At 70.0% G+C, this 10,637-nt stretch carries 9 protein-coding genes; all 9 read right to left on the reverse strand.

Features of this window, described 5'->3' with window-relative positions:
• Nucleotides 1-154 precede the first annotated feature (154 nt).
• On the reverse strand, nucleotides 155-535 hold the full coding sequence (locus tag VNR91_RS03625; protein WP_325489426.1) for a MerC domain-containing protein: 381 nt from the start codon (nucleotides 533-535) through the stop codon (nucleotides 155-157).
• 95 nt (nucleotides 536-630) lie between these two features.
• On the reverse strand, nucleotides 631-1,980 hold the full coding sequence (locus tag VNR91_RS03630; protein WP_325489427.1) for a hypothetical protein: 1,350 nt from the start codon (nucleotides 1,978-1,980) through the stop codon (nucleotides 631-633).
• A gap of 37 nt (nucleotides 1,981-2,017) precedes the next feature.
• Nucleotides 2,018-3,523, reverse strand: a complete 1,506-nt coding sequence (treA, locus tag VNR91_RS03635; protein WP_325489428.1) for an alpha,alpha-trehalase TreA — start codon at nucleotides 3,521-3,523, stop codon at nucleotides 2,018-2,020.
• Nucleotides 3,520-4,749 (reverse strand): MFS transporter, encoded by a 1,230-nt coding sequence (locus VNR91_RS03640; protein ID WP_325489429.1) that lies wholly within the window; start codon nucleotides 4,747-4,749, stop codon nucleotides 3,520-3,522. The genes treA and VNR91_RS03640 overlap by 4 nt, the downstream gene beginning before the upstream one ends.
• Nucleotides 4,746-5,807 carry an alpha/beta hydrolase gene (locus tag VNR91_RS03645; protein WP_325489430.1) on the reverse strand — a complete coding sequence of 354 codons (1,062 nt, stop codon included), beginning with the start codon at nucleotides 5,805-5,807 and terminating at the stop codon, nucleotides 4,746-4,748. The genes VNR91_RS03640 and VNR91_RS03645 overlap by 4 nt, the downstream gene beginning before the upstream one ends.
• Nucleotides 5,804-6,745: an alpha/beta hydrolase gene (locus tag VNR91_RS03650; protein ID WP_325489431.1), complete on the reverse strand. Its 942-nt coding sequence runs from the start codon at nucleotides 6,743-6,745 to the stop codon at nucleotides 5,804-5,806. The genes VNR91_RS03645 and VNR91_RS03650 overlap by 4 nt, the downstream gene beginning before the upstream one ends.
• The gene (locus tag VNR91_RS03655) at nucleotides 6,742-8,049 is read right to left on the reverse strand and encodes a glycoside hydrolase family 1 protein (RefSeq protein ID WP_325489432.1); all 1,308 of its coding nucleotides are present in this window, start codon (nucleotides 8,047-8,049) and stop codon (nucleotides 6,742-6,744) included. The genes VNR91_RS03650 and VNR91_RS03655 overlap by 4 nt, the downstream gene beginning before the upstream one ends.
• A gap of 1 nt (nucleotide 8,050) precedes the next feature.
• Nucleotides 8,051-9,430 carry a hypothetical protein gene (locus tag VNR91_RS03660; RefSeq protein WP_325489433.1) on the reverse strand — a complete coding sequence of 460 codons (1,380 nt, stop codon included), beginning with the start codon at nucleotides 9,428-9,430 and terminating at the stop codon, nucleotides 8,051-8,053.
• On the reverse strand, nucleotides 9,430-10,637 hold a 1,208-nt coding region (locus VNR91_RS03665), incomplete at its 5' end, for a TonB-dependent receptor domain-containing protein (protein ID WP_325489434.1). The genes VNR91_RS03660 and VNR91_RS03665, both read right to left, overlap by 1 nt.

Below are 10,637 nucleotides of genomic sequence, written 5' to 3' on the forward strand. Positions count from 1 at the left end.
CGATCGCATCGACGTCCACTGCTCGCCCGCCTTGGTGAGCGCGACCTGCGCCGCGCGGGTCAGCTCCGCGCCATGCGGCTCCTGGTGATGATGATGCCCGGACATGGCATGAATGTAGGCTGGCAAGCGGTGCGCGACAAGCGCGCCCGCCGCTTCAGATCACCGCGCGGCGATTGAGGTCGTGGCCCAGCGCGAGCAGCCCGACGCCGACCAGCGTGTAGAACGTCTCTCCGCCGCTGCCGTCGTGCGGCAGCGTGATCGCCCCGGCCATCACCCCGATGCCCAGCGCGCCAATCGCCGACGGCATCATATAGCCGTGGGTCCACATGCCGCGCCCCAGCGCCAGCGCGCCCATCGCGATCGCCAGCGTCAGCCCGACCTCATGGATCCACGGCGCGAGCAGCAGCCCGCCCGCCGCCGACGCCAGCGCGAGCAGCACGGCGGACGCCAGGCAATGGACCAGGCACAGCCCGCTCAGCCAGATCGCCCAGCGATCGAGCCCCAGCAGCCACGAGGAACGCAACGTCATCGACATCGTCCGGCCATTTAGGCCGTTTCGTGCAAAGTTACAACATCACATTGCAGGCGCCCGGTCGAAAAGCCGACCGGCGTGGCAAACGGGTGTCGCCTTTACCTGACCGCGTCCGCAGCCGGGCGCTGGCCGGTTTCCACCCAACGGCGCAGCGCGTTCCATCCGCCCACCGACTGCGCTTCGTTAAAACCGCAATGGGTATAGCCCTCGATCCCACCCACCGGCAGCGGCGCGCGTACCGGCGCGACGCCATATTGGGCCAGGTTGCGCGACCGCTTTGCCCGCGCCACCACCTCGGCCAGCGCCGCTTCCTGCGCATAGGGGACGAGCGAATCGATCGTGTTGTGCAGCGTGACCAGCGGGACGCGCAGCCGCCCGGTCGCCTTGTGCCATTGCCGCAGATAGGCTTGCGCGGCGGGCGTAGCGGCGATGCGCTGGATGCCGGCGTTGAGCGCGGCGGCTTCGTCGGCGGTCATCGTCGGCGACGCATAGACCTTGCCGATATTGCCATAGACCTGTCCACCCGCCGTCGCCGCCATGTCATCGGCGCCGAGCGCAGCGGTGACCAGCGGGTACGCGATCGACGCGGCATCGCGATCGAAGCCGCCGATCGCAGCGACCTGCGAGACGATGCGCGCTTCGCGGCCATCCGGGTCCTTCTGCGCGGCGGTCCACAGCGCGAGCACCGGCGTAGCGATCCTGGTGATCTGCCCGAACAGCCACGCCTGGGCGGTGTCGGCGGACGGCGGATCGGTCGGCAGGGCGTTGTGCCGCACGTCCTGCACACCAGGCAGCGCGTATGGAGTGCCTGCGGTGAGGAAATTATACGCCAGCCGCATGTCGATCAGCTGGGTGAACAGCGTCTGCCAATCGGCGACCAGGCCGCACCGGGCATAGCCGCCGGCGAAAGCCTTGGGATAGCGATCGAGCAGCGTCACGACGATGCTGCCGCCCATCGAATCGCCCATCACGTAGGTGCGGTTCGCGCCCAGCCGGGTGAGGAAATCGCGCAGCCGCACGGTATTTTTAGCCCCGGTCTCCACGCCGAGGCCCGCCTTGTCATAGGCGCTGTGGCCGACGGCGAAGCCCTGCGCATAGGCCTGCACGAAGACGCCGCCGCCGGGCGCCTTGGTGACCGGATCGTCGCTCACCGCCACGGGGGTGCCGGGGGTGGAATAGCCGTGGGCGTAGAGCAGCCCCTCGTGGTTCCACCGCGCCGGGATCGCCAGCGCGAACTGCGCCCCGCCCAGCTTGCCGCCGATGATCAGCCCGCCGTCCGGCGCGGGCTTCGTCGTGACGTCGCTTGCGCCGAGCGCGCGGGCCTTCGCCGCGAGCGCCTCGTCACCGGCGCGGGCGGCAGCCGCCGGCCGGTCATCGGCCCGCGCCACCCCGGGGGCCGAGCAGGCGAGCAGCACCGCCGTCGTCAGGCGGAATGCGGGACGGATCATCGATGGTCTCCTTCCAGGAACGAGGGCGGCGGGATCGTCATGCCGCCACCGGCGACGACCGGCGGGTAGCGAGCATTTCCAGCACGACGCCGTTGGTCCAGCCGAAGCCGTGTTCGACGGCATATTCGCCGCCGCCGCCGGCCTGACCGCGTTCGACGTCATATTTCTCGAGAAGCTGGCCGGTCGCGCGATAGTGGCGGGTGACCGCGCCAAGCCAGCGATCGGCGATATCGTCGGCCATCTCGCCGTGCCCGTAGCGCCGCAGCCCCGCCACCGCGACCCATTGCAGCGGCGCCCAGCCGTTGGGCGCATCCCATTGCTGCCCGGTGTCGATCGCGGTCGCGGCCAGGCCCCACGGCGCGATCAGCGCGCCAAGCGCGGTGACGGTCTGCGCGGCACGATCCGGCGCGGCGATGCCGGCGAACAGCGGAAAGATCATCGCGACAGTGGGGCGCTCGGCCGCCGCGCCGGTATCCAGGTCATGATCGGCGTAGTGGCATCGCCCGGAATGCCACAGGTGGCGTTCGATCGCCGCGGCGCGATCGGCCGCGCGGCGACGGAAATCGGCGGTGATCGGCGCTTCGCCCAGAGCGTCGGCCTGTTCGGCCACCGCCGTCTCCAGCCCATAGAGCAGGCTGTTGAGATCGACCGGCACGATCCGGGTGGTGCGGATCGAGCGCAGGTGGCGACCATCGCCCAGCCAGCGCGAGCTGAAGTCCCACCCGCTCTCGGCTGCGGCGCGCAGATCGCGCCACAGATCCTCGGCGACGCGGCCGGGCGCATCGGCGGCGAGCGCGACGTCCTCCGCCCAGGATTCGTCGCGCGGCGCCGCGCGGTCGTCCCAGTAACGGTTGAGCAGCGCGCCGTCGGCCAGCCGCACGACGCGGCGGTGCGCGCCCGGCGCCGCCAGCCGCTCCTCACCCGCCATCCAGAAGGCGTGTTCGGCGCGCATCCAGCCAAGCCGGCGCCGCCGCGCCGCTTCCGATCCGTCGCGCGACAGCGCCGCCATCAGATAGAAGAACGGCGGATGCGAGCGCGACAGATAGTAGCTGCGCGTGCCGTTGGGGATGTGGCCGTAGCGATCGATCAGGCTGCCGAAATTGACGATCATGTCCTCGACCAGGTCCTGCCGGCCCGACCGCGCCAGCCCCAGCATCGTGAAATAGCTGTCCCAGTAGTAGAGTTCGCGGAACCGCCCGCCCGGCACGACATAGCGCAGCGGCAGCGGCAGGGCCGAAGCGTGCGGCGGCACGGCCGGCGTCTCGCGCGTCAGTTGCGGCCACAGCGCGGCGATGTGCTCGACCAGCGGCCCCCGGTCCACCGGCGCCGCATCGATCCGCGGCGGCAGGTCGAAATTGTCCGCGACAAAGGCGCGCAGCGCGGCATCGTCGAGCGGCGCGCGCGCCTGCCAGTCGGCGACGATCGCGTCCGGGGCGCGGCACGGCACGGCATCGGCGAAGGTCTTGGAATCAGCGAACAGCCGCCGTTCCTGGACCTCGTTGAACAGCGCGCCCAACAGCAGGGAAGGCGGACGCGGGGTCATGCCCTCGCCTCCCGATCCAGCCCACCGCGGATGCGGGGGAGCATCGCCGCGATCAGCGCCAGCGGCAGCAGCGCGAAATAGAAGGCGAACTGGCCCGAGACGTGCTGGAACAACAGGCCGGTGATCAACGATCCCAGCGTCCCGCCCAGCGCGGAGAAGATCACGATCAGGCCCATCATCGCCGCATGGCGGTGACGCGGCAGCGCGCTCAGCGTCACCGAGCAGAGGGTCGGGTAGATCGGGGCCATGAACACGCCCAGCAGCGGGAACAGATACGCCGCCGCCGGCGCGTTGGCCCAGCCGATATCGGCGCGCAGCGTCACGCCGCGCGCGGCGGGAAGCGTCGCCACGATCAGCAGCGCGATGCCGCCCAGGCAGGCGAGCAGCACCGGCAGCCAGCCGACCTGGCGCAGGATCACGCCCGAACCCAGCCGGCCGATCGCGATCGCCCCGACATAGATGCTCGACATCTGGACGCTCATCGCCGCCGGCAGGTGGAGCACTTCGTTGTTGAAGGTCGGCAGCCAGGTGCCGACGCTCTGCTCGACCAGGACATAGCAGAAGATGCCGATCAGGAACGCCACCGTCGCCGGCAGCGCCGCCAGCGCCAGCATCGCGCCGATCCCGCCGGGCGCCGCGTCGTCGCCCGCGACCGATCCGGTTTCATCGAACGGCACCGCCCACCAGGCAAGCGCGAGCAAGCCGGCCAGCGCGCCGATCAGCCAATAGATGCGCAGCCACCCCGCGCCGGTGGCGTCAGCGGCAATGAAGCCGCCGAACAGCCACACGCCGACCAGAAGCCCGACCATGAACACGCCCTCGACGATGCCGGTGACGCTGGCGTGGTCGGCGGGGTCGCGGGCGAGCAGCCCGATCGTGCCATAGGTGGCGATCTTGGCGATGCCGAAGCACAGCCCGGTCGCCACGAACAACAGCTGCATGGCGATGAAATCACCGGCGAACGACACTGCCAGGCACACTAGCGCGATCGCCGCCATCACCCCGCCCAGCGCGCGGCGATAGCCGAAGCGCGGAATCCGCAACGCCAGCAGGAACGACGCGGCGACGACCGACAGATCCTTGCACGCCTCCAGCGTCGAACCCATCGTCTTGCTCGCGCCGAGATGGCGGATCGATTGCAGGATGACCGTGCCGACGCTGTTCATCAGGATGCCGAGCAGCGCATAAGTCAGCGCCAGCACGATCAGGACGCGCCAACGGTTCAACGCGCGCGCCCGCGAGATTCGGTGCCGAGATGCGCGTCGAAGAAGCGCGCGATCGTGGCATAGGCCTCGACCGATTCGGGCATGTCGGGCCACATGAAGAACGCATGCGGCAGGCCGTCGAACACGAACAATTCGCTGTCGATCCCGGCGGCGCGAAGCCGGCGGTGGGCAAGCGTCAGCGCGCTGACCGCGAAATCGCGGCCGCCGGCAAGCAGCAGCGTGGGCGGGAACGCCTTGATCTGAGCGTCTGATACCAGCGGATACGCCAGAGGATCGCTGATCGCGACGTCGGCGAGATAGGGCGACGGGATTATCGGCGGCAGCACGGTGACCGGCAACGGCGGTTGACCGGCGATCGGGCCGGCCAGGATCGGGCTGTCGCCGCTATAGGCCGCCGCCGTGCCGCAGAAGGTGCCGATCGCGCCGGGGCGCGGCAGGCCCTGCTTGCCGATCCACGCCACCGACTGCGCGGTGATCACGCCGCCGGCCGAACAGCCGTAGATGCCGATGTTTTGCGCCGGGTACGTCTTGAGCAGTTCGCGATAGACCGCGGTCACATCCTCCGACGCCGCCGGATAGCGGTGTTCCGGGGTCAGCCGATAGTCGACGGTGACGACCTTGATCCCCATCGTCGCGGCGATCGGGATCGCTTCGACCAGCGCGCCGCTGCCCGCGCCCCACATGAAGGCGCCGCCATGCACGTTGATCAGCACCCGGCCGCGATGGCGCGCGCTCACGCCCGCGCGTGGCGTGACGATATCGACCCCGACGCCCCCCATCGTCGCGTGTCGCTCGCTGGTGGCGAAGGCGCGGCGCATCTCGGCCAGGCGGCGGTCGTTCCAGTCCTGATAGAAGGCGCGCTGGCGGGCGACGTCGCCGCCCAGGTCCGGCGCGGATTCCGCCTTCATCCGCAGCAGCACCGCCTTGGCCTCGTCGCTCAGCTGGTTCGATGGCGGCAGCGCGAAGGCGGGCACCTGGACGATGCCGTCCTGCGCCGTCCCCGGCGCGGGGGTGATGGCAAGCGCGAGCGCCAGCGCGCCGCAAAGTCGCATGATCATGGCCTGGTGTCCGTCAGCGTGGTTTTGAGAAAGCGCGCCATGACCGCGAACGCCTCGTCGCTTTCCGGCGCCTCGATATAGCTCCAGAAGGCGTGCGGCAGGCCATCGAACATGACGAAGCGCGCGGGCGATCCGCCGGCGTCGAGCTTGCGGCACAGCGTGGCGGTGGCGCTGAGCAGATAGTCGCGGCTGCTGGCCACGCATAGCGTCGGCGGCCACCCTTCCAGCGGCCCGCGCGCGGGCGACAGCGCCGGATCGTCCAGCGCGCGCGTGCCGGCATAGGCCTGCGCCACCGCACGCAGCGGAGCGGTACCCGCCATCATCTCCGCCGAATCGCCCGGCTGCGACAGGTCGCCGCTGCCGGAGAAGATGCCGATCGCGCCGGGCAACGCCAGCCGATCGCGCCGCAATCGCGCGGTGAGCTGCGCGGTCAGGATCGCCCCGGCCGAGGTGCCGTAGACGCCGATCCGGCGCGGCGGCGTCGTCCGGGCCAGCGCACGATAGACCGCCAGCGCATCGTCCAGCGCCGCGGGGAACGGCGCTTCGGGCACCAGCCGATACCGCACCGCGATCACCTTGTACCCGGTCAGCGCGGCGACCGGCACATTCTCCGTGATCGATCCCGAATCGACGACGAAGCCGCCGCCGTGCAGGTTGAGCAGCACCGGCCCGTCGCGGCGCGCGCCGCGCGGCGTGAAGATGCGCACCGGCACCCCGGCGACCCGGCCCTCGGCCATGGTCACGCCATAGCGGCGGAGCTGGCGCTGGCCGATGTCCTGCTGGATCGCCTCGGACGCCGCGCGGCGCTCATCCATCGTCCTGGCCGTCTTCGGCCGCGCGGCATCGGCGGCCAGGCCGGCGCGGGCCTCCGCGCTCAGCCCCTCGGGCAAGGGCGCGCCCGCGACCTGCGCGGCGAGCAGCAGCAGCGCCCCGATCACGACCGGCCCCGGATCAGCTGCGCGTACAGCCGCGCCGAGGGCTTGGGCGTCCGCGCAAAGGTCGCGCGATCGACCGCGACCAGCCCGAATTTCGGCGCATAGCCCGCGAACCATTCGAAATTGTCGAGCAGCGACCAGTGGATATAGCCGATCACCGGCACGCCTTCGCGCCGCGCGCCGTCCAGCGCGGCGACGGCGGCGGGGATGAACCGCGCCCGCTCGGCATCGTCATTGGTCTCGATCCCGTTCTCGGTGACCAGGATCGGCTTGCCGGTCGCCCGGTGGGCGTAGCGGACGGCGCCGGCGATCGCTTCCGGCTCGAACGGCTTGCCATCGGCGCGGCGCGCGCCGCCGGGCGGCGGATCGACCGGGCCGTCGCGGCCGATGTAGCTGCGCTCATAGGTCTGCACACCGACGAACTCATCATCGCGCCCCGCCTCGAAGAACGGCTCATAGGACGCCCGGCGCTTGGCCGCGACCAGGCTGTCGTCGCCGACGGCGACATCGTCGGAAATGGCCAGGCTCAATCCGACCGGCAGGTCGCCGCGCACCGCCTTGATCGCGGCGCGGCCCAGCCGGTGGGCGTGCTGCACGTTGGCGATCATCGGCGTGGGATCGCCGCCATTGAGCAGGGAGAAGCGATCCGATCCGCTGGCGTGCGCCGCCGCCGCCATCAGCCCGGCCATCGCCGCGCGCGCCTTCGCATCGGGCTGGAACCGTGACCACGGGCCGGTGATCGACAGATTGGGTTCGTTGAAGGTCACCGCATGGCTGATCCCGCCTGCCATCGCGCGCGCCACCCGGTCGCAATAGCGGGCGAACAACGCGGGCGAATCCGGCGCCTCCCACCCGCCGCGCGCGGCGAACCAGCGCGGTGCGGTGAAGTGGTTGAAGGTGACCACCGGCGCCAGCCCCGCCTCACGGCAATGGTCGACGATGCGCGCGTAATGATCGAGATTGGCGCGGCTGAACTGGCCCTCGGCCGGCTCGATGCGCGGCCATTCGACCGAGAACCGGTAGCAGTTGAAGCTCAGCGCCCGCGCCAGGGCGATATCCTCCCGCCAGCGGTGGAGGCTGTCGCAGGCGTCGCCGGAGGGCTCCGCGAACAGCGTCGGCTTCAACTGTTCGAGCAGCCATACGTCGGCGTTGACGTTGTTACCCTCGATCTGATGCCCCGCCGTCGCCGCGCCCCACAGGAAGCCGCCCGCCTTCGCTGGCGCCGCCCCCGCCACCGCGGGCGATACCGCCGCCAGCGAAGCGCCTGAAATCGCGCCGAGCGCCTGTCGCCTGTCGATGCCGTCCATCTCAGAACCTCTCCGCTTGCGGCTTCCGGCCGGTTTCGACCCAATCGCGCACGATCGTCCAGATCTTGCCGGCCTGGCCGGGGGTGAAGCCGCAATGGGCATAACCGTCCAGCCCCGTTCCGGGGATCGGCCGCACCATCGACGGGGCGACCAGCACGAGCAGGTTGCCCATGTTGCCCGCCGCGCGCGCCTTGTCCCGCAGCGCGATCGCCTGATCGAGGAACACCAGCGAATCGTGGCGATTGTGGACCACGACCAGCGGCACGGCGAACCGCCCCGTGCTGGCGTGCCAGTCGTTGGCGAACGGCTGTGCCGCGGCATCGGCACGGATGCGCTGGATCCCCGCGTTCAGCGCCCGCGCGTCGGCGGCGGAGAGCAGCGGGCTGGCGTAGACTTTGGCGTCGTTGCCGTAGACGTTGCCGCCGAACGTCGCGCGCATGTCATCCATGCCGACCGCTGCCGTCATGATCGGGAACATGAACGATGCCGGGTCCTCTGGCACGCCGTTGATCGACGCGATGCGCGCCACGATCCGGGCTTCGTCACCGTCGGGTCGCTCGCGCGCGGCCTTGAACAGTTTGGCGATCGGCGACGACAGGCGCGAGACCTGCATGAACACCCACGGCGTACGGATCGCGCCCAGCCCGGCCGGCGGGATCGGATCGAGCGCGTTGGCCGCGATGTCCTTGTCGCCGGGCAGCGCATATCGCGTGCCGGCGGTGTAATAATTATAGGTCGCGCGCAGATCGGTCAGCTTGCCGATCTCGCTCTGCCAGCTGTCGGTCACGCCGCACGCGCTGATCGCCCCCGCAAAGGCGGCGGGATGCCGTTCGATCAGCCCGAGCACGATGTTGCCGCCCATCGATCCGCCGATCGCGAAGAACCGCGTCGCGCCCATGCGCTGCAACAGGCCGCGCAGCCGCAGCGTGTTCTCCACGCCGCTCTTCACCGCGACCGCCGACTTGTCGAAGACGCTCTGCCCGACCGCGAACCCCTCGCCATAAGCCTTGGTCAGCGTACCGCCCGACGGGTCCTTGAAGATCAGGTCGCTCGCCATCGAAATCGGCGTGCCGGGGATCGAATAGCCGCCGGCGAACAGCACCGCCTGACCATTCCAGTCGGCGGGCACGGCGATGCCGAACTGGCGGCCGGCCAGCTTGCCGGCCAGCGTCATGCCGCCGTCCGGCCGGCGATTGGTGGCGATGTCCGTCGCACCGGCCTGCGCCGCGATGGCGGCGAGCGCGCGCTGATCGGCGGTGATCGGCGCACGCGGCGGCCCGGGCTCCGGCCGCGCCAGGACCGCCGCCGCGACGCCGGCCAGGATCACCAGCACCGCGACCACGATCCAGCGACGCCGTGACAGGCGCATCCGCCGTGCCATCAGAAGCGATAGCGCAATTGCAGACCGTATTGCGCCGGCTCGCCGTAGATCGAGTTGATGAACCCGGAGTTGTTGTAGCTGGGGTTGGCGGTGACGCGATATTCCTTGTCGAGCACGTTGGTGCCAAAGATCGCCGCATCGACCGGCAGGCCCATCGCGCCGTTCCATTCAAGGCGCAGGTTGAGCAGGCCATAGCCCGCGATGGTGTCGAACGGCTGGACTTCGGGCGTGACGCGCTGGCTCGACTGATAGGTCCACCCCGCGTTCGCCGCGATCTCCCCCAGCGACGACGCCAGCGGCAGCGCATAGCGCGCGTTCAGCCCGTATTTGTGCTTGGGCACGAACGAGAACGGCGTGCCGGCAAGGTCAACGCTCGGCTGCGCGGCGGTCAGCGCCTGCGGGATCGCCGGGATCGCGATCGTGTTGTATTCCAGGTACTTGGCCGAATTGTACGAATAGAAGACGCTCAGCGTCAGGCCGCGTGTCGGCACCAGCGCGCCTTCGAATTCGAGGCCGAGCACGCGGGCGCGCTGGGCGTTGGTCAGGATGTCCGATCCGGCGATCGCCGCGCGCTGGATGACCTGGATGTCATTGTACCAGGTGTAGAAGGCGGACAGGTTGGTCCGCGCCTGCATGCCGCCGAAGTTCCAGTCGCGCTTCACCCCGACCTCCGCGTCGGTGACATGTTCGGGCCGGACCGGGAACAGCGGGTGCTGCTGCCCCAGGAACAGCGACACGATCGGGTTGGTCGCGCCCGATTTATAGCCGCGCCGGCTGACCGCGTAGAGCAGCGTGTTCGAATCGGGCTTCCAGTCGAGCCCAAGCTGCCAGGTCGGCCCGTTGCTTTCGCCGTTGAACGTCGGGCTGGTGCAGTTGGGATATTTGAGCGTCGGCAGCCCGCCGGCGGCGACCGCCTGATAGGCGTCGTAGACGCAAAGATCAGCATTGAGGCCGATGACCTGCGCCGCCTGCGCTGGCGTGATCACGCCCAGCGCGGCGAGCTGGTTGAACACCTGATAGCTGCCGGCATCCTGATAGCTCTGGATGTCGCCGCCGAACCGGTCCCACGTCCAGCGGAAGCCGGCGGTGGCGGTCAGTTCGGGGGTCAGCTTGTACTGGACCTGGGCGTAGGCGGCCTTGCTGCGCCCATCGACATGCGCCGACGGCTGCAGGCTGAGCGCCGGCAGCAACGGGCCATCGACGCCGA

It is taken from the genome of Sphingomonas sp. (genome assembly GCF_035555815.1).
Taxonomy (GTDB): domain Bacteria; phylum Pseudomonadota; class Alphaproteobacteria; order Sphingomonadales; family Sphingomonadaceae; genus Sphingomonas.